The sequence below is a fragment of the Myxococcus vastator genome (genome assembly GCF_010894475.1).
GTDB lineage: Bacteria > Myxococcota > Myxococcia > Myxococcales > Myxococcaceae > Myxococcus > Myxococcus vastator.
This window is the reverse complement of record NZ_JAAIYB010000143.1, coordinates 1-18,297: the sequence shown is the minus strand read 5'-3', so window position 1 is coordinate 18,297 and position 18,297 is coordinate 1. Positions and strand designations below refer to the sequence as shown.

Annotated in this window: 14 protein-coding genes and 2 pseudogenes; 10 read left to right on the top strand and 6 right to left on the bottom strand. The window is 66.8% G+C overall.

Annotated elements, in window-relative coordinates:
* Window positions 1-122 precede the first annotated feature (122 nt).
* Window positions 123-2,843 (bottom strand): Lcl domain-containing protein, encoded by a 2,721-nt coding sequence (locus G4D87_RS16245; protein ID WP_163782982.1) that lies wholly within the window; start codon window positions 2,841-2,843, stop codon window positions 123-125.
* Between the two features lie 421 nt (window positions 2,844-3,264).
* Here G4D87_RS16245 and G4D87_RS40240 point away from each other — a divergent pair.
* Window positions 3,265-3,489, top strand: a pseudogene (locus G4D87_RS40240) (transposase); the annotation flags it as partial.
* Entirely contained in the window at window positions 3,411-4,040 is a 630-nt protein-coding gene (locus G4D87_RS16240) for a transposase (protein WP_371928545.1), read from the top strand. The pseudogene G4D87_RS40240 and the gene G4D87_RS16240, both read left to right, overlap by 79 nt.
* A gap of 19 nt (window positions 4,041-4,059) precedes the next feature.
* Here the strand turns inward: G4D87_RS16240 and G4D87_RS16235 are convergent, their stop codons facing one another.
* From G4D87_RS16235 to G4D87_RS16220, 4 genes and pseudogenes are all read right to left on the bottom strand, one after another.
* Window positions 4,060-4,209 carry a hypothetical protein gene (locus G4D87_RS16235; protein WP_163782970.1) on the bottom strand — a complete coding sequence of 50 codons (150 nt, stop codon included), beginning with the start codon at window positions 4,207-4,209 and terminating at the stop codon, window positions 4,060-4,062.
* 116 nt (window positions 4,210-4,325) lie between these two features.
* Window positions 4,326-4,775 (bottom strand): hypothetical protein, encoded by a 450-nt coding sequence (locus G4D87_RS16230; RefSeq protein WP_163782980.1) that lies wholly within the window; start codon window positions 4,773-4,775, stop codon window positions 4,326-4,328.
* A gap of 103 nt (window positions 4,776-4,878) precedes the next feature.
* A pseudogene (locus tag G4D87_RS16225) lies at window positions 4,879-5,091 on the bottom strand (integrase core domain-containing protein); the annotation flags it as partial.
* A gap of 140 nt (window positions 5,092-5,231) precedes the next feature.
* Window positions 5,232-6,218 (bottom strand): oxygenase MpaB family protein, encoded by a 987-nt coding sequence (locus tag G4D87_RS16220; RefSeq protein ID WP_163782979.1) that lies wholly within the window; start codon window positions 6,216-6,218, stop codon window positions 5,232-5,234.
* Between the two features lie 565 nt (window positions 6,219-6,783).
* Between G4D87_RS16220 and G4D87_RS16215 the strand changes: the two genes are divergently transcribed.
* The 6 genes from G4D87_RS16215 (at window position 6,784) to G4D87_RS16190 (ending at window position 15,660) form a co-directional block, all read left to right on the top strand.
* A complete protein-coding gene (locus G4D87_RS16215; RefSeq protein ID WP_163782978.1) occupies window positions 6,784-7,893 on the top strand; it encodes a sensor histidine kinase in 1,110 nt (369 codons plus the stop codon).
* 192 nt (window positions 7,894-8,085) lie between these two features.
* Window positions 8,086-9,564 carry an FAD-dependent monooxygenase gene (locus tag G4D87_RS16210; RefSeq protein WP_163782977.1) on the top strand — a complete coding sequence of 493 codons (1,479 nt, stop codon included), beginning with the start codon at window positions 8,086-8,088 and terminating at the stop codon, window positions 9,562-9,564.
* A 224-nt stretch (window positions 9,565-9,788) separates the two neighbouring features.
* Complete coding sequence (locus G4D87_RS39415) at window positions 9,789-10,151, top strand: hypothetical protein (RefSeq protein WP_240358323.1); 363 nt, start codon at window positions 9,789-9,791, stop codon at window positions 10,149-10,151.
* Window positions 10,152-10,228: 77 nt separating this feature from the next.
* Entirely contained in the window at window positions 10,229-11,098 is an 870-nt protein-coding gene (locus G4D87_RS16200; RefSeq protein WP_205507606.1) for a hypothetical protein, read from the top strand.
* 12 nt (window positions 11,099-11,110) lie between these two features.
* Complete coding sequence (locus tag G4D87_RS16195) at window positions 11,111-14,338, top strand: hypothetical protein (protein ID WP_163782975.1); 3,228 nt, start codon at window positions 11,111-11,113, stop codon at window positions 14,336-14,338.
* Window positions 14,339-14,583: 245 nt separating this feature from the next.
* Complete coding sequence (locus G4D87_RS16190) at window positions 14,584-15,660, top strand: lipase family alpha/beta hydrolase (RefSeq protein WP_163782974.1); 1,077 nt, start codon at window positions 14,584-14,586, stop codon at window positions 15,658-15,660.
* A gap of 28 nt (window positions 15,661-15,688) precedes the next feature.
* On the opposite strand, the gene G4D87_RS16185 is transcribed toward G4D87_RS16190, so the two are convergent.
* Window positions 15,689-16,144 (bottom strand): GNAT family N-acetyltransferase, encoded by a 456-nt coding sequence (locus G4D87_RS16185; RefSeq protein ID WP_163782973.1) that lies wholly within the window; start codon window positions 16,142-16,144, stop codon window positions 15,689-15,691.
* Between the two features lie 142 nt (window positions 16,145-16,286).
* Here G4D87_RS16185 and G4D87_RS16180 point away from each other — a divergent pair, with 142 nt between their 5' ends.
* Together G4D87_RS16180 and G4D87_RS16175 are read left to right on the top strand one after the other, a co-directional pair.
* Window positions 16,287-16,571, top strand: a complete 285-nt coding sequence (locus tag G4D87_RS16180) for a hypothetical protein (protein ID WP_163782972.1) — start codon at window positions 16,287-16,289, stop codon at window positions 16,569-16,571.
* Between the two features lie 143 nt (window positions 16,572-16,714).
* Entirely contained in the window at window positions 16,715-18,106 is a 1,392-nt protein-coding gene (locus G4D87_RS16175; RefSeq protein WP_163782971.1) for an ammonium transporter, read from the top strand.
* Window positions 18,107-18,297: the final 191 nt, after the last annotated feature.

Sequence of the window (18,297 nt, the reverse complement as noted above, 5' to 3'; positions counted from 1 at the left end):
ATTACCAAGCCATTCCCATGATGAAGGAGGAGCGCCTACGTCCTCTCGTCGAGCGCTTCGCCGAACTCCTTCACGGCCATCGGGTTTTCCAAGAAACGCTCGGCTTCATATGAGGGGATGGCTCAGGCCGGGGACCGCACACAAACCACGCGCTGGTACTTCGTCGTCTCGTCATACGAATGGCCACCATCGTCCAGGTAGATGCTCTGAACGAGGGTGCCAGATGTGCTGTAGGCAGACGCGCTCCAGAAGGACTCCGCTGTCTCGAAATCGAAGTACTTCTTCGCCAGGGCACTGCCGCTCACGCGGTGGATTTCCGTCACGGTAGGCAGGCGCCAGTCACTGAATCCCCCCTCCACCATCGAGTGACAGTGGTTATCTAGCGAGGCGTCCGAAACGCCCGGGACAATTCCACCGGCGTAGTCATTCGTGCGTGCTCCATCGTCCGGGTCCGGCTGCGCATTGCCTGCCAACTCGGCGCCCCACACTGCGTCGTGCCACGTCTTCACCGGTACCGAAGGCCGGCTCCACACGAGCCCCCCAGCGCGCGTATCCATGCAGCCTCCGTATCCCGTCACGAAGAGTTGCTCGCCATCGACAGGCACTCGACACGCATGCTCCGCAGGTGGAGGCCCGCTCCTCACGCAGACCACTCGGTGGGACTCGGTCGCCTTGATGCCATAGTGTCTCCCCCCCAAGAGATGGATCAGTACAGCGTAAGAGGCGCTCCAGTTCGTTGAGGTCCAGGCATACTCTGAGACAGCGTGGGGAAAGTAGGTCCCGGCCCTGGAGGCACTCGTCACCCTAGCCAGTTCCTTATCCGAAGGCAGACGCCAATCACTGAAGCCGCCCTGCGTCAACTCATGGCAATAGGCTGCGGCCGACACGTCCGGCCCCGCCGAAATAGGATAACCCCCCGAGTAGTCATTGACCCTGCCGTAGTCGTGCGCATCCGGAACGGCGCTGCCCGGAACGCTCGAGTCCCAGACGGCATCGTGCCAGTTGCTGTGAAATGGGATGACGGCGAAGACCAACCCACTGGCGATGTCCTCGCAGCCTCCGTTCGCTGTCCGCATCAGCGGCGCATCCGAGCCATACACCGGCCGGCAGCCATAGCTCCACGAAGGAGCCGGCTCCGGGATGGTGGGCAGGTCAATAACAATCTCCGCGTTCATCAGCGGCAGCTCCAGCTTGCCCGACCCCGGCTCCACCAGTGGCGCTGTGGGGGTCGGATTTCCAGGCGCATAGACCTTCACGTCCCGGTTCGTCAGCACGTACGAGCGCGACTGCGGCGACATGCCCGGCGAGGCGTACAGGTTCAGCGTAACACCCCACAGCCGCAACACGCGCAACGAGACTGCGTTCCCCTCGTAGTGGTTCGTCCTGAGGCGGAATGACTGGAGGTCAGTGAGCCTCCCATGACTCAGCGCCGAGGAGAGCGGAACAGTGACATTCGTCCAGTCCTCACCGGTCAGCGTCACCCAGTGATAGCCCAGCTTGTGGACATTGCCCTCCGCGTCGAGCCCCTCCACGTCCACACGGATGCGTCCATGTTTGTACGCGGTAACGGAGGCATCCATTGCAAACTGGACGCTCTCCACTGAGCGCCGCACAGGCTGGCCGGAGCCCTCGGCCACAACCACCTGGGTGGTTGTCTCCCCCACCAGCCCAGACGTGTTGGTGATTCGCGCCGTCACCGTGTAGGTGCCGGCAGCCTCGAACGTATGAATCCACGCGTGAGTGGACGGCTCAGACACGCCATAGACGCGGCCCTCCACAAGACCATCACCCCAGTCGAGCTGCACGGCATAGGTGCCGTCAGCATTGTAGTTCGCGCTCGGGTCATACACCGAGGGCACAAGCGTCACGCTGGCCCCCGAGGTGCTCACCGCCACACTGAGCGACGCTGCAGCACAGATGGCCGCCCCACCCACCCAGCCAGCGGGACAATCGGGCTCGGTCTCCCCCTGGAGGGGAGCCGCGAGCAGCAAATACTCACCCGGGTAGGCTTGGCGGAGCATGTCCACACCGAATTCTCCCACGCAACTCTCCAGCACGGCTTCTGGATCCGAAACGTTGGCCAGATAGGCTGTCTTCTCCGGCTCCGTCCAGTGGCGCGACGCGATGGCGTTCCACCGGGACTGGACGTTCGGGATGCCCGAGAGCACGCGCTGGATGGCGAGCGTAGTGAGCCCGCGCAGGTAGCGGGCCTCGGGAACGTTGTCGCTCTCATGGTAGGCGTCGTTCAGCGGGTAGCCCGGTGGAAACTCGTCCGGCTTCGAGAAGGGGGCTCCCGTGAGGATGACCTCCCGGTGCGGACAGGTTCCGACAAAGCCGACGTAGTCCACGAAGTCCCCCGGCTGCTGCCGGATGAGCGCATCCGCACCTTCCTCAATGGCGGCGGCCAGCATCACTCCGAACTGATTGAAGCGCCAGTCGCCGGAGCCTGACCGCTCAACCACAGGGCTGGAGCACTGGGGGAGGTAGTCACAGAAGCAGCCCGAGCCCTCTTCAGGTTCGAGGCACGGTCCATAGGACTCCGCAGAGGTGTAGTAGGGATTCCCCTCGCAGTTGATGGGCGTTTCTGAGTTGAAGGCGCTGTGACAGGACGTATCTGTGGCTGGCTCGTACTTGCAGCATTTGAGCGTCGCTCCCCCCAGGCACAGTTCGCCATATGGAATTCCGATATCCAACGAAAGCATATCACTCATCTGCCAATCCAACACCATACAGAGACCACTCCAGACCATATCCTTTGCCGAACAGCCAGGCTTGTTGAAGCCCTGGCTCGCGCACCGGTTGTAGTCTTTGACGTAGTCACTCAAATCCTTCGCCTTACCCACCCAGTCGCGGATACGCGATAGGGATGCCAGGCCACTCCGCTCCAGGCTCACAGAAGGGGGCTTGAGCTGCGAGGAGGAGTCGCGAGCGTGAGATGCGGACTCAGGGGCCTCGGGAACAGGGGTGTCCGTCGTCGGCAGACAACCGGACACCCAAAGGAGGACTGCAAGGAGGAAGTTCGTCCGGCAGAGCCGTTGCCTGGAAATGACCATGATTTCCTTTGAGTCCTCACTTCGAAACAAACTCAAGACACAGTCAACATGGCACATCAAAGCACACCTGAGCAGCAATTACCACCCAGGCGATGCTGATGGCGACCTCCTTTAAAGCCGATCTCGAAGTCGCTCGATGCAACCCGTTGAAATCTGATCAGTTTCCTGCCGAGACTCGGCACTCCGCAACAGATGTGATCGAACCCAATGCGTGGACCTGACGGACGAACAATGGAACCTCATCCAACCGCTGATGCCCGAGCGAAAGCCGAAGCGGAAGGACAGACCCGGGCGGCCACCGACGGACGCTCGCCCCCTCTGGAACGGCATTCTGTGGGTGCTGCGCACCGGGGCGCAATGGAGCGAGCTGCCCAGGACGTATCCGCCCTACCAGACGTGCCACCGATGGGTTCAATGCTGGGTGAAGGACGGCACCTTCCGCAAGGTGCTGCGAGAGCTGGCCAGCGACCTGAAGGTGCGCGGCGGCTTCGACCTGGAAGATGGCTTCGCGGACGCGTCCTTCTTGGGCACGAAAAAAGGGGGCCCTGCGTCGGAAAGCCGAAGCGCGGGAAGGAGACCAAGGTCGTGGCAGCTATCGACAGCACTGGTCTTCCTGTCTCTATTGGCATCGCAAGCGCTTCGCCCCACGCGGTCAAAGTCATCAAGGCCGCGTTCGACGAAGGACTCCTTGATGAACTCCCAGAGCGGCCCATCGGAGGCAAGGCCTACGACAGCGACAAACTCGATGAGCGGCTCGGGGACGAGCGCGGCGTGAAGCTGATTGCTCCACACCGCCGGGGCCGCGAGCGCGAGGCCACGCAGGATGGGCGCGAGCTGCGGCGCTACAAGCGACGCTGGAAGGTGGAACGCTTCTTCGCTTGGCTCCACTTCTTCCGTCGCCTCGTCACCCGCCACGAGGTGAAGACCGAGAACTTCCTCGGGTTTCTCCACTTCGCCTGTGCGATCATCCTCCTGCGCCCATTCTGAAGTCGGCTCTAGTTCCAAGTCAGGGCCGGTACCGCTCCACCTCGTGGAAGAACTGCGTGAGCGAGTAGTGCAGCCGCGACTGGCGGGACTGCATGTACCGACGGGGGTGGAGAAAGGGTAGCCAGACGCGCTTGCCCACGCACACCTGGGACTCCTCCAACTTCTCCATGGCGCCCATGCGTCCCGCGGAGTTCAACCTCGCTTTGGCAGAGAGGGCAGGAGCGTTAGCCGCGAATGAGCGCCACCCGGGCCCCACCCACTCCCGTCGGTGTGGGCCAGACCCGCTCACATCCCTGGGACGGCCACTCGGAACTCCCTCAGAGTCATCTCCAGGTCCCCTCGCGCCGCATCGCCAGGAGGGAGGGCACTTTCGGGCCGGGTCATGAAGGATTCCACGCCCTCCAGGACGGCACGGCACAGCTCGCGGGACTCCACCTCGCCCAACGACACCGTGCCGCACTGGATGGCGATGTGGCCCTTCTTTCCCGGCTTGAAGCTCAGGCTGAACGACGAGTCAGCCCCCACGAAGAGGTGCTCCTTCGCGCCGCCTGCCACCAGCGCCTGGAGCCCTTCGAGCAGCCCCACGAACGAAATGGTGAGCATCATGGACTGGTCCGGGGACCTCCCCTTGGAGGTGCAGGTCCCCGTATTGCTCGTGAAGGTCATGTGCCCCAGGTCGAAGCCCGAGCGGTCGGTGGCCTGCGCATCGAGCCATTCACACTCCAGTCGGAACATGTCAGGTGCCTCAAGGGGGTGGCCGGCGGGGTGCCGGCGGAAGTGGGGACATCGTCGCAGCCAAAGTGCCTGATGGGGCGCAGAACGCTTGGAGTTGCCCCCATCAAATCGGACTGCTCAGGGGGTGAGAGTCAACAGCACGGAGCTCGCGGGGTGACTTCATCTTCAGCCCGCAGTGCAGGTGGCAACGGTTGTCGTCGTCGAACCAGACGGGTAGTTGGGCGAGGACATGTGCGGCCGAGCCCAGTTCGTTGACGTAGACGTAGTCGCGTTTGAAGGTCTTCACGAAAGACTCGGCCATGCCGTTGCTCTGGGGTCGACCTCGGCCACGACAGGCCGTGTCCCAGGTCCCACGAGCGTCAACGAGCGACAAGCCTCCCGCCGGCTCCTGGCCTGCTCCTTCTTCAATCGCCCATCCCCCCTGAACGCTTACTTGCGGAGCGCCCAAATCCTTTCTCAATCCTTGTCCACAGGGGCCTTCGCCGCGACCGGCCGGATGCTGAACGGCACGTCGACGTAGGAGTCGATGGTGTTCAGCACCCGGGCCATGAGCGTCGGCCGCTCTCCCCGAGCCATGGCCAGCCGCATCTGGGCCTGATGCCAGGCCGTGACGTAGCGGAGCTTTGGCGGGGTGAGGTGGATTCCCCGACGCATCGAGCCCTTCAGGAGCCTCCACGCGAGCCGCTGTCCCGGCCCCCAAGGCAGCCTGTACGCCTCGCGCCAGCGCTCCGGTAGGAGGCCGGCGGTGAGCACCTCATCGAACTGCCCCTGGGTGAACGGCGAATTGAAGAGCAGGCCCGCCAGCTCAAGCGCCGTGTCTCCCACGCGCAGCCGCTCCCCCACCAGCTCTCCGTTGTACCACTCGTAGAAGGCCTCGAGCGTGGGCGGCACCTGCTCCGGCGGGATTCCGAAGCACGCCGCGGCGCGCAGCGTCTCCTGATAGTAGCGGCGCTTCTCCTCGACGCTGAGCGGCCGCACGAAGGTGTCGAAGATCAGCATGGCGGTGTCGATGAGGGTCGCGTGCACCCAACGCAGCAGCGAAGGATCGTTCGCGCGATAGGTGCCGGAGCCCTGCGGGCTGGCGCCGTCCGGAAGTGCGCCGTAGACGCGGCTGTGCACGCTCTGGATCCGCTTCGCGGCGCCCGTCGCTTCCGAGAGGCCACCAAACGTGAGCTGGTACATCGCCGTATAGGTGCGTCGTGCGCGGCCGATCAGGTCATTCCGGAAGTTGCTGTTCTGGGAGATACCGTAGGCCACTGCCGGATGGGCGAGCTGCAGCAGGATGGCGCGCAGTCCGCCGAGGAGGACCACCGGCTCGCGATAGAGCACCCAGGTCACGCTGTCGGGGCCGTAAATGCCCTCGACCTCGCCTGGCGCGTGTTCTCGCATGTAGTCGAGACACCTGCGGAAACGCTCGCGGTCCTGGTTGAGCTGCTGCTCCACTTCCGGCGGGGGCGGCCACCGCCTCGGGTTCGTATGCGTATTCATGAATCCATCCCCATCATGCGGGTCACTCCCGTCACTTCTCTAGCAGGTCGGCCCCTATCACGTCCGCGCCCGCGCGCCATCCTCCCGGCGACACCGGAGTATCGACTGGGCAATTGGTCTTGCCGATGGTGGAGTTGGCGTCGTCCCGGATGCGCCAGGTGAACCGAGGGTCCAGCGCTTCACGGCGTCGTCGTAGACCTTGACCGGGGAGCCGACCTCCCGGCCGCCACCGCGTCCGTCTTGCCCGCTACCACACGTCTCTGGGGCGCAAGCCTGCCTGCGACATGGCAACTCTCGCTCCAGGCCACATCCGCCATGGCCATGCACCGCTGCAGGGGCAGCAGGCAGCCGCTCTTGCGCCCAACTGAAGCAGCAGTTGGCGCCGCCTCATTTCAGTCGCTACCTATCTTTCCGAACGAAGGTGGGCGCCTGCCCAACACACAAGCGTCGGCCCAAGGTCGCCTGCCTCTTGGACATGACTCCTCCCATAGCGGGTGTTCCAAGGAAGGGGGACTTCTGCATGGCCACCAGGGACAAGAAATCGCAACCTGAGCGTGACGACACAGACAAGAGCCTGCGCTTCGAGCGGGAGCGGTCTGATGACGAATACAGCAACAGGCAGGCATCGATTGAGGAGGAGTCAGATGCTGCCGTCCAAAAGGCCCGGGGGAGGGCTGACGAAGTCTTACGAGAGAGCCGCCAGAACGCAGATGCACGGATGGCCCATGGCCAGGCATCCGCCCAGGCGCGTCAGAGCATTTCGCGGGAGCGGGACCATGAGGACGTAGCCTTGCTTGGAGAGCGTGCGACCGCTGATGACGAACTGCAAGACGAACGCGCGGAGCGCCAGCGCGCCTTGGCTGGACTCCTTCAGACGGAACGAGAGGCGACCGACTCTCGGCTGCTGATTGAGCGGGCCAGCGCCGATGACGGACTGGCGACGCGGGACCGGTTCATGGCGATGGTCAGCCACGACTCGCGTGCGCTCCTCGGGGGCATCGCTTTGCAGGCTTCCCTGCTCAAGCGGGATGCTGCCGAAACCGAGGCGGGCGGGAAGACCCTACAAGCCGCTGCGAAGATCCAGCGCTTCACTGCACGGCTGACCCGGCTGATTGACGACTTGCTGGACCTGGTCAGCATCGAGGCGGGCGTACTCCGCGTCGACCCCACGCTACAGGATGCGACCGCGACCGTGCGGGAGTCGCTCGAGGCGTTTCAGCCTCTGGCCTCCGTGCAGAACCTCTCGCTTGATATGGAGATACGCGGAGACTCGCTGATGGCGAAGTTTGACCATGAGCGCATCCTTCAGGTGCTCGCCAACCTGTTGACCAATGCCATCAAGTTCACTCCGGCAGGAGGCGGTATTTCTCTTCGACTAGAACCGGTGGGCCAGGACGTTCGCTTCTCGGTGGTGGACACCGGATCTGGAATTCCGCGCCATCAACTGGAGGAGGTGTTCCAGCGGTTCTGGCAAGCCCGCAGCGAAGACCGCAGAGGATTGGGGCTCGGTCTCTCCATCTCCAAGGGCATTATTGAAGCGCACGGTGGGCGGATCTGGGCCGAGAGTCAGCCTGGAAAGGGCAGTACTTTCTCGTTCACGCTGCCGGGTGCTTTTGCCTCACCCACATAGGGGCCACTTCAAGGCGGACCGCGACGGAGGCGCGCGCGCTTTCCGGGCACGCGACGGGCCGCTGGAGGGGCCACGGCAACCCTCTCCGCTCTTTCCACTGCCAGCAGATGCCAGACCCCGGGTGTTGCCGCAAGCCCCCCCGGTCGTGCTCCACCATCACCCGTTTCGCTCCATGAACGGGAGGGCGGAGAGATGCACACGGACGTGGTGACGCAGCACACAGTGGTGATTGTGGGAGGGGGCCCGACCGGGCTGATGCTGGCGGCGGAGCTGGCGTTGGCGCAGGTGAACGTGGCCATCGTCGAGCGGCGCGCCAGCCAGGAGGTCGCCGGCTCGCGCTCGCGCGGCCTGCACGCGCGCAGCCTGGAGGTGCTCGACCAGCGCGGGGTCGTCGAGCGCTTCGTCTCGCAAGGGCAAGCGGTCCAGAACGTCGCGTTCGGGCAGGCGCCTCTGGACCTCAGCGACTTCCCGACACGTCACAACCATGGGCTCGCGCTCTCGCAGGAGCGCTTCGAGCGCATCCTGGCGGAGTGGGTGGGTGAGCTGGCGGTGCCCATCTACCGCGGGCGCGAGGTGACGGGCTTCGCGCAGGACGACACCGGCGTCGACGTCGCGCTGTCCGACGGCCGTGCGCTCCGGGCAAAGTACCTCGTCGGATGCGACGGGGGTCGCAGCCTCATCCGCAAGGCGGCGGGCATCGAGTTCCCGGGGTGGGACGCGTCCATCAGCTACCTCATCGCCGAGGTCGAGATGACCGGAGCGCCCGCGTTCGGCATCCGCCGGGACGAGAAGGGCACCTACGCCATGGGCCCGCTGGAGGACGGACGCGTGGGCGTCGTGCTGAGAGAGGAGCGGGTCGGCACGGGCGACGCGCCGACCCTCGAGGGGCTGCGCGAGGGGCTCGTCGCGCTCTACGGGACGGACTACGGCCTGCGCGGCGCCACGTCCCTCTCGCGGTTCACCGACATGACGCGGCAGGCGGCGTCCTACCGCGAGCGGCGGGTGCTCCTGGCCGGCGACGCGGCCCACGTGCATTCGCCGATGGGCGGACAGGGGCTCAACCTTGGCGTGCAGGATGCCGTGAACCTGGGGTGGAAGCTGGCCCAGGTCGTGCGCGGCGTCTCGCCGGAGGACCTGCTCGACACGTACCAGGCCGAGCGGCACCCCGTCGCGGCCCGTGCGCTGCGAAAGACGATGGCGCAGACCGCGCTGAGCCGCGGTGACGCGCGGATGGACGCCGTGCGCGAGACGCTGGCGGAGTTGCTGCGGATGGACGCACCACGCAAGCAGTACGCGGCGATGATGTCGGGGCTGGACGTCCACTACGACCTGGGCAACGGACACCCGCTGCTCGGGCGCCGCGTGCCGGACCTCGACCTGGTCACCGCCGACGGCCCGCGACGCGTGTTCCACCTGTTGCACGACGCGCGGCCGGTGCTGCTCAACCTGGGCGAGCCCGGCACGCTCGACGTCACGCCCTGGGCGGACCGGGTTCGGCGGGTCGCTGCTCGCTACACGGGGGAATGGGAGCTCCCGGTGCTCGGCGCGGTCACCGCGCCCGTCGCGGTGCTGATTCGACCGGACGGACACGTCGCGTGGGTCGGGGAAGGCACGGATCAGGGCCTGCGTGAGGCGCTGACCCGGTGGTTCGGTCCGCCGCATGCGACGTAGCGCGTTGCGCCTGCCACGGTGGGCAAGTGATTCCCTGCCGCCACCACGGTGGCAACAGGGTGGCAGATGCTCGGCGCGGCGTGGTTCATGGATGTCATCCCGAAGCCGTATGCGCTCGTGTTCGGAGCCATCGTGGATTGCCCTGATGGCCGCGCAACTGCTGGCAGCGCCAGAATGTCTTGAGCAGGATTGACACTCGAATACCCTGCCGTTCTTATTCGAGGATGCTCGTCATCCGACACGCGCAGCTGGAGGCCCTTGACGCGCCAGCCCAAGAGCATTTCATCGAGGAAATCCTCAGCGCCCTCCCCGAGGTCTTCCCCGGGGATGCGCGGGTCCTCGAGCGCCAACCGATGCGCGCGCTCATCGAGGATGGCATTGCCCGCGCGAGCCGCCTCGGGCTCACGGGAGGCGGTGAGGTCTCCCGCTACGTCTTCCTGCTGCACGAACTGGGCCCCGGCTTCGAGGACGCGGCCAGGACGCGTTGGATGGGCCGCCTCCTGCGCGACCCCGAGCTCCCGCCCTCCGTGCGGATGGATGCTGTCTATGCACGGCTGGAGGCCTCCTCCGGCAAGGGGCTCCCGTGAACTTCGAGGCCGCCAAACGTGTGGCGCAACGGGCCGCGAAGCGGTTCCTGGGGCAAGCGGTCATGCCCTGCCCCTTCATGAACACGGGGCTGCTGCTCATCGTGTACCGGGAGGACGACGGCGAGGGCATCCAGGGCGCGGCCGGAGCCATCTCAGGGATTGGGCGGATGTACACGGAGGAGCGGGTCGGCAAGAAGAAGCCGCCCCGCTACCGCCGCTCCGACGTCCGCATCGACCGGCAGGAGCGCACCGACGCGGATGGAATCGCCCGCTTCCTGCCCTGCAACCCAGGGGAGTACCACGTCACCGCCGTCGATCTGCCGGACCCGGAGGGTATCTTCGGGAAGCCTGCGGAGGAGAACCTGCGGGTCCCCGCGCAGGAGTGCCCGGTGCGCGTGATTCCCGTGCCCGTCCTGGCCAGGCCCGAGGTTTTGCTGCGCCTCAAGCACGATGACGCTGGGGTGCCCGGCGTGCGCGTCCAGCTCGGCGACCTGGAGTTCGAGCACCCCACCGACGGTGACGGACGCGCCCGGTGGCAAGGCGAGCCGCTGGAACCCAACACCTACCCTCTCACGCTCACCTTCGGCGACAACGCGCCACACCGGCTCTTCGACCCCGTGAAGCAGCTCCTGGACGCGGCCACCGTCGAGCTGCCGCGCGGCGCGCACTGCTTCACCTTCTACGTGGAGCGGCTCTCGTGGCTCACGTTCGACGTGGTGCATGACGTGCCGGGCGCCGACACCCAGCGGCTCGACCAGGCCCGGCTCACCGTCCAATGGCCAGAGGGCGCGGACCCGAAGTCCTTCGAGACCGCGGGCGAGCCCATGAAGATAGACGACATCCCCCAGGCCAGCGGCCCCGCGACGCGGTGCGAGGTGGTCTCACTCGAGCTCCCGGACGACGGCGAGCCCGAGGTGTACGAGTTCGTGGAAATGACCACGGCGTGAGGTGAGGCGGTCATGAGCAAGGTCTTCGATGCACGCGCCCCCAAGCATGAGCTCCCGCTCGGAAAGAAGACGCTCGGCGCGCTTCTCGACGAGCATGACCTCACGGGAAAGCTCGATGAGGTCGCCCTCTACAACTGGGGCACCCGCGTCCCGGCGGAGATCAACCGCGCGCTCGTCGAGCTCGTGGGCTGCGCCAAGGTGGACGCCGACCCGCTCCAGTCCGAGCTTGACCCGGACCTCGGCACGACGAAGGTCATCTACAAGCCCGTGCCGTGGCAGCCCGCGCCCGCGCTGGAGCTGGAGAAGGCGCACACCATCAAGGTCAAGCGCAGGCGCCCCGTCCCCGCCGTCTCCATCACCCAGCTCACCCGCTGGTTCAAGCCCGGCACGGACACCTGTGAGGTCGAGTATCAGCTCGAGGGCGTGTCGGCTCGCGCGAGCAAGGTCGACTTCGAGGTCCACGCGACGCGGTACTACGACGTCCGCCGCTCCGACCCCGTGGTGCTGACCCAGCCGAAGGAGTGGGTGGAGGTGCCCTGCGATACCCTGGACGAGCCGGGCACCACGCACCTCTTCCAGCGGCGGAGCTTCCAGGTGGTCGTGGACAAGCGCCCGCCCGCCGACGCCCAGCAGGCCCCTGACTGGCAGGGGAAGAGCGAAGCGACGAAGGGCGTCCTGCGGAAGGCGGGCGTGTCCGACGTCTACGTCGGCCCGGGCCCGGCCCCGTACAACGTGCTCGTCCGCTACTACCAGGACGACGCGGACGCCAAGGCGCGGCTCCTCATCGAGCCGTGGAGCCCGCGCTGGAAGCACGAACCCACCACGCCGCTCGACGACGCCTCCCTCATCGTCAAGTGGACGCTCGATGGCGACAACGACAAGCTCGTCCGCGGGCAGCTCAGCATCTGGGACAAGGACGACCAGCGCGTCTTCTTCGCGCCGCTCTCCGAGGACACGCTCCGGGTACAGCGGGAGTACGACCTGCTGAACGACCCGCGCAAGCGGTGGGACCGGTCCGAAGTCGACCGCGCCAGGATGCCCTACCGCGTGCAGCTCCAAGCGCACAGCGGAGAGGACGAGGAGCTGGGGCTGGCCGTCGCGGTGATGCCCACGCTGGTGCGCGCGTTCAACTACCAGCAGGTGCAGTTCGTCGCGTTCAACGTCAAGCCGGGCACCCAGGCGGGCGCGTACCTGGGGGATGTCGACGACGACACCGACATCACCACGCGCTGCGACGCCATGAAGGAGGCCATCCAGCTCGCCGCGCCGAACGTCGACCCCTCGGAGGACGTCCTCAAGGTCTTCATGGCGCCCGAGTTCTATTTCCGCGGACAGAAGGGCGGCTACCCCGTCGAGAAGCTCTCATCCATCGTCCACACGATGCGAGAGGAGACGGACAAGGTCAACTACGCCGACTGGCTCTTCGTCTTCGGCACCGCCATCGGATACCTGCCGCACGGCGAGCCGGGCGGTCCTCGGCTCGCCCACAAGGACCCCGTGAAGCACGCGGTGACGGTCTCCGAAGTCGACGAGACGGGCGTCGACACCGTGCTCACCGTCACCGGCGCGGCGACGAAGCCAGACCCGGCGTGGGAGGTCGAGCAGGGCCTCTTCACGGCGGCCATCCAGGCCGTCGTGGATGACGGGCTCAACCAATACAAGCTCACGCTCCAGGGCAAGCCCGCCCTGATTCCGGCGCCGGCGGTGCTCGCCCAGCCCCGGGTGTGGATTGAGTCGAGCGACCCGACACCTCCCAAGACGAAGCTGGTCGTCGCCTCCAGGGTCTGCGATTGGATTCAGAACAACGTCGCTCCCACGGCGCGCTGGAGCATCACGGACGCGGCGGGCACCGATGACGACATTGAGACCTGTACACAGCTCGCGCCGGGGCGATACGAGCTCACGCTCGCGGGCAACAAGCTGTTCGTCGCGGGCAAGGCGGAGCTCCTCGAGCCGCAGGCCACGGAGGTGTTCAACGTGGCCCTCCTGCAGAAGGGCTGGCCGGCGCCCCACGTCGGGGAAAGAGGGCTGAAGAGCGCCGTGGTCGACAAGGAGAACATCTCCTGGATCGACTTCCTCGGGCCGAACTTCGCCAATGCCAACTTCAACACCGTGGACGGGAGCGGCCGGCTCATCCAGATTCACAACGACCCCAACCGCCTCGCCCTGCCTACGAGCGGCTCCCGGGACACGCTGGGGGCCAGGCCCAACGTGAACACGGAGGTCACCACCTCCGGGCTCGGAGGGGGCTCCGTGGTGACCATCGACGGCGTCACCTTCGGCATCGAGGTGTGCCTCGACCACAACAAGAGCAAGCTCCACGACTTCTACACGAACCGCGCGGTGCAAGACGAGCCGAAGGTCCAGGTCCACCTCATCCCCTCGTGGGGCAGCTCCATTGGCGGCGGCGCGGTGTGCGCCCCCGCTCCCAATGGCCCCGTCCTCAACGTCGACGGCGCGAGGTGTGACTCGACGGCGCGCATCCACGATGGACAGCTCTACTGCGATGACCATCCCGACAATTACTCCGGTGTCGCGGGATACTGTCAGCGGGTCACCGAGACACGGTGGTGCGGGACCTGCGGCGCGACCCGGTCGGCGACGGGCGCCTGCTCACGGTGCGCGAACCCGGTGACGACCTATCACAAGTGCGCGCACCCGAAGCTCCAGCTCTACTGGGTGTGCCAGTCCTGCTCGGGCGCGTACCCCTGTGTGACCCACCCCTTGGCGCCAGCCGTTCCCAGGCCGGTGGTCGTCTGCGCGAACACCGCCTGCAACCAGCCCCACTGGGGAGCTCCGGCGGCCCCCATGTGCGCCACCTGTGGTGGAGCGCCGAACACGGCCCAGTACGTCTCCGTATGCGGCTGCGGAGCGTTCGCTCCGTGCATCAATCACGCGGGCCCCTACCCCCGCTGGCTCCAGAGTACGTGCGCCATGGGGCATGCGCCGTCGTGGACCCCCGTCCCCCCGGTGAACCTCGCGTGCGGCTGCGGCTGGAATCAGCCGCCCGCGCTCTGCGAGTTCATGTACGCCACGCCAGGGCCCTGTCCGCAGCACACCACGCTCGACCCTCAACCCTGGCGCTGCCCGAAGCCCTTCGCGCCCATCGGGTCGCTCCTCACCGTCGCGAGCGGCCCCACGCCCGTCCCCCTCAGCGAGGACGTCAACTACTTCGAGGAGAAGGGGCACGTGGTCGTCTACAACGCCACCCCAATCCCCCCGGTGGACTTCGTGCCCTGAGCGACGATGACCGCGCAGCCTCCAGTGAGGTGGAGCGCTCCGCGGCACCAGGAGAAGCCGCGGCGCCTCTGACGCGTCCACTTCCCGCCGAGGCGGCTCCTTCGCCACCTGCCGCAGCGCGACCCACACTCGGAGTTCTCGTCTTCTCACGGCCTTGGAATGGGGCGCAACTTCCGGCGCCACGCCCCGACAATGGAGGCAAGCCTCCCCGATCCTCAACTCGGCTCCCCCTCCCGAGGTCCTCCATGGTCCAGGTCACACGTCCCTCCAGCCTCACGCCCTCCACGCGGACGCGGGCCACGCCGGAGGCGCCTGTCCCGGCCAAGGCCGCGCAGGGCATCAACGCCGTGGTGGAGGGCGACAGCTTCACGGCGAGCTCCCCGGCGGCAATGCAGCGGTCGAACGCGCTGGCGCAGGCCAACGCCCTGCGCCTCCCCATCCCCTGGCCTGGGAAGGGCGAGGCGGACAAGATTGGCTGGATTCAGAAGGCGTATCCGCCCGCCAAGGACTCCACGGCGGAGTTCATGAAGCTCAACCAGGCCGTGCGCGCGGGCAAGGACGTGCTGCCCGCCGAGGCCAAGGACTGCGTGTACCTGGCGGTGGGCGGACTGCTCTCAGAAGCGGCGCCCAAGCAGCTCTACTTCGACCGGAACCTGGATGCGCTGGAAGCCCAGGGCCTCCAGGTCGGCCGCGTCCCCGTGGACACGGACATGGGCGTGGAGAACAACGCGGCCATCGTCCGCCAGGCGGTGCTCGACGCCGCGAAGGACGGCAAGCAGGTGGTGCTCATCGGGCACAGCAAGGGCGGCCTGGACTCCGCGGCGGCCCTGGCCATGTACCCGGAGCTCCAGGAGCACGTGCGCGCCCTGGTCACCCTCCAGTCGCCCTACGGGGGTTCGCCCATGGCGCAGGACCTGCTGGACAACCCGCTCGTGCGCTACGGCGTGGGCGGCGCCATCGAGGCGATGGGCGGCAGCATCCAGGCCGGAGAGGACCTGACCTACGACTCGCGCAAGGCATTCCTGGCCAGGCACCCGATGCCCCCGGGCATCCCCACCGTGTGCATGGCCTCCACCAGCTCGAACCCCACGTCGCCGCTGTTCGCCGCCGAGGGGTACATGCAGCAGCGCTACGGCGTGAAGTCCGACGGCCTGGTGCTCCCGCAGGACGCGTTCATCCCCGGCTCCAAGTCGGTGACGCTGTCCGGCCTGGACCACCTGGACGCCACCGGCACCACGCTGAACCCGTTCAAGCCCTACCAGCCCGAGGACCTGACCCTCTCGCTGGTCGCCATGGCGCTGAACATGCCCAAGGAGCCCTGAGCGGCGGCCAGGAGGACCTGGGCCACCCTCACGCAGCCGAACCAAGCCTCATGAGGACTTCGGCGATGCCATCCGGGTGAGGAGGGCGCTCATCGCGCATGGTGTGGAAGCCACACTTCTCGAGGACGCGAATCGACGCGAGGTTGTGAAGCGCGACCCACGCATGAAGCGGCCGGGCGGGCTCGACCCCCAGGAACGCAGAGAGCGCCTGGGTGGCGATGCCCTTGCCCCAATGCTCGCGCCCCACCCAATACCCGACGAAGCGCCTGGCATCCTGTTCCCAACTGCCGATGTTCCCAACGACCACGCCCCCCAGGACGATGGCGCGGGTGACGTTTTCAGGGCGGAGCACCTTCGTGCGCCAGTGGGTCATGAACGCGTCGCGTTCCCGCGATGAAAACGCGGCCATGCGCAGCGCTTCCGGGTCGCGCTGGTGTTCAAAGAAGATGGCAAGGTCCTCTTCCGTGACGTCGCGGAGAATCATGCTGAAAAGGCTCCCTCCGGTCTGCGCCGCGAGGCAGGTCGCGAAGCGAACGGCGCAAGGGTTCTAGCCTTCGGCATGGACAAGCACCAACGCCCTGCTCCAGTGTGCGCGGCACCAACGCTCCGGACGCGGGGAACAAGGCATGAAGACGAAGCTCGCCGCGGTGACACTGGCTGCCTCCCTGCTCGCGTCCTCCGCCGCGTGGGCCGCGGTGACGGTGCGCTACCACAACCGCGATTCACGCGACCACACGTGGTCCGTGGTGTGCAGCGGCGTGAAGACGTCGGTGACGTTCGGCAAGAGCCAGACGGCCTCCGTCACCATCCAGGGCTCCGGGCCCTGCGCCGTGAAGACGGACACGGGCACCGTGGTCCTCAAGGGCGGTGAAGACCTGGAAATCAAGGGCGGGCGCATCCAGGTGAAGTGAGCCCCTGCCTGCCAGACAGCCGTCATTTAGGCTAAATCCGGACCAATTTAACCTACTCCGGAACAAAATAAGGCCAGCCCAGATTGAATCTAGCCCCGGCTCGCCCCATACTGCATTGCGTCAGTCTTCCAGGTGGAGGCGCAATGAAGAAGTGGTTGGCGATGGCCCTTCTGGTGGGTGTGGGTGTGGCGGGGTTGCTGGTCGAACCGGCGGCGCAGGTGAAGCAAGGGGGCCCCATCAACACCGCGGACACGGCGTGGATCCTCACGGCCACCGCGCTGGTGCTGCTGATGACGCCGGGGCTGTCCTTCTTCTACGGCGGCATGGTGCGGCTGAAGAACGTGGTGTCCACGCTGCTGCAGAGCTTCATCGCCATGGCGGTCATCAGCCTGCTCTGGGTGGTGGTGGGCTTCAGCCTGTGCTTCGGCGACAGCTTCCATGGGCTCATCGGCGACCCGCGGACCTTCTTCATGTTCAGCGGCGTGGGCGGTGAGACGCACCCGGACCTGGCGCCCACCATCCCCTTGATGCTGTTCGCGCTGTTCCAGCTCAAGTTCGCCATCATCACCCCGGCGCTCATCACCGGCGCGTTCGCGGAGCGCGTGCGCTTCAAGGCGTACGTGCTCTTCATGGTGCTCTTCACGCTCGTCATCTACGCGCCGCTGGCGCACTGGACGTGGCACCCGGAGGGCTTCCTCCGGCAGTGGGGCGTGCTCGACTTCGCGGGCGGCACGGTGGTGCACATGTCCGCGGGCTTCGCGGCGCTGGCGGGCGCGCTGGTGCTGGGCCGCCGCAAGGTGCACGTGGAGAACACGGCGCACACGCCCGCCAACCTCCCCTTCGTCATGCTGGGCACGGGCATGCTGTGGTTCGGCTGGTTCGGCTTCAACGCGGGCTCGGCGCTGTCGGCCTCGTCGCTGGCCACGCTGGCCTTCGCCACCACCAACACGGCGTCCGCGGCGGCGATGCTGGGGTGGATTGCCTTCGACTGGCTGCGCGGCCGCAAGCCCAGCGCCATGGGCGCGTGCATCGGCGCGGTGGTGGGCCTGGTGGCGGTGACGCCCGCGGCCGGCTTCATCACCGTGGGGCAGAGCCTCGTCGTGGGCCTCGTCGCCAGCTTCGTGAGCAACGCGGCGGTGCACTTCAAGAACCGCACCTCCGTCGACGACACGCTGGACGTCTTCCCCTGCCACGGCCTGGGCGGCGTGGTGGGCATGGTGCTCACGGGCGTGCTGGCCAAGGACGTGGGCCTCATCCACGGCGAGACGCGCACCTTCATGATGCACATGCTGGCGCTGGTGCTGGTGTCGGTGTTCTCCTTCGCCGGCTCGTTCCTGCTCTACAAGGTGGTGGACCGCATCGTCCCGCTGCGCGTCACCCGGGAGCACGAGGAAGAAGGCCTGGACCTGAGCCAGCACGGCGAGACGGTGGGCGAGTCCATCATCGCCCCCGTGCCGCAGCCCGCGCTCACCGCGACGACGGCGGTCGCCACCGAGCCGGCGCCGGACGCCTCCCGCGTGCCGCAGCCCGCCTGAGCCTCACCCAGGGACTGTGTCTCGCGTGCCGCCGCTCGGAGCCCCGGGCGGCGGGCGCGTCTTCCGGTTTGGCGGTCCTGGCCTCCGGCATGCGCCCGCTTCCTTGGCAGGCTGCCGGTGGGACGCCTCCCGTCGCATGCCATGACCTGCCTGGGTGTTCCGCGACATCAGGAGGGTTGCCTCAGGGGGGG

Coding starts and splice junctions, on each gene's coding strand:
- G4D87_RS16230 (WP_163782980.1), bottom strand. CDS start 4,775: ATGTTCCGACTGGAGTGTGAATGGCTCGATGCGCAGGCCACCGACCGC.
- G4D87_RS16235 (WP_163782970.1), bottom strand. CDS start 4,209: ATGGAGAAGTTGGAGGAGTCCCAGGTGTGCGTGGGCAAGCGCGTCTGG.
- G4D87_RS16240 (WP_371928545.1), top strand. CDS start 3,411: ATGGAGCGAGCTGCCCAGGACGTATCCGCCCTACCAGACGTGCCACCG.
- G4D87_RS16195 (WP_163782975.1), top strand. CDS start 11,111: ATGAGCAAGGTCTTCGATGCACGCGCCCCCAAGCATGAGCTCCCGCTC.
- G4D87_RS16190 (WP_163782974.1), top strand. CDS start 14,584: ATGGTCCAGGTCACACGTCCCTCCAGCCTCACGCCCTCCACGCGGACG.
- G4D87_RS16180 (WP_163782972.1), top strand. CDS start 16,287: ATGAAGACGAAGCTCGCCGCGGTGACACTGGCTGCCTCCCTGCTCGCG.
- G4D87_RS39415 (WP_240358323.1), top strand. CDS start 9,789: ATGCTCGTCATCCGACACGCGCAGCTGGAGGCCCTTGACGCGCCAGCC.
- G4D87_RS16200 (WP_205507606.1), top strand. CDS start 10,229: ATGAACACGGGGCTGCTGCTCATCGTGTACCGGGAGGACGACGGCGAG.
- G4D87_RS16175 (WP_163782971.1), top strand. CDS start 16,715: ATGAAGAAGTGGTTGGCGATGGCCCTTCTGGTGGGTGTGGGTGTGGCG.
- G4D87_RS16215 (WP_163782978.1), top strand. CDS start 6,784: ATGGCCACCAGGGACAAGAAATCGCAACCTGAGCGTGACGACACAGAC.
- G4D87_RS16185 (WP_163782973.1), bottom strand. CDS start 16,144: ATGATTCTCCGCGACGTCACGGAAGAGGACCTTGCCATCTTCTTTGAA.
- G4D87_RS16210 (WP_163782977.1), top strand. CDS start 8,086: ATGCACACGGACGTGGTGACGCAGCACACAGTGGTGATTGTGGGAGGG.